Consider the following 454-nt stretch of genomic DNA (forward strand, 5'->3'; position numbering starts at 1 on the left):
GTTCACATTCTTTGGGATTGTCAAGGCGGATCGATAAACCAACAATGCGGCGGATTCACAGGAGATGCCATGTCGCTCGATCAAGAAACTTTCCAACTGCTCAAGGACAGCGTGCAACGCTTTGTTCGGGAGCGTCTGATGCCCGCCGAGGATCACGTCGAGGAGCACGATGAAGTCCCGGCGGACATCGTGAGCGACATGAAGGAACTGGGTCTGTTCGGGCTCTCGATCCCCGAGGAATTCGGCGGTATCGGTCTGACTCTGGCGCAGGAATGCGAAGTGGCCTACGAGCTCGGCCATACGGCGCTGGCCTTCCGCTCGGTGGTCGGGACGAACATCGGCATTGGTTCGCAAGGCATTCTGATGGACGGCACTGCCGAGCAGAAGGCGGAGTACCTCCCGAGAATCGCCAGTGGCGACCTGATTGTCTCTTTCGCGCTCACCGAGCCTGATG

Annotated in this window: 1 protein-coding gene; it reads left to right on the forward strand. The window is 58.6% G+C overall.

What is annotated here, in order from left to right:
- Positions 1–69: 69 nt before the first annotated feature.
- On the forward strand, positions 70–454 hold a 385-nt coding region (locus tag D7X74_RS42400), incomplete at its 3' end, for an acyl-CoA dehydrogenase family protein (RefSeq protein WP_147446935.1).

This window comes from Corallococcus sp. CA047B, from assembly GCF_003612065.1.
GTDB lineage: Bacteria > Myxococcota > Myxococcia > Myxococcales > Myxococcaceae > Corallococcus > Corallococcus praedator.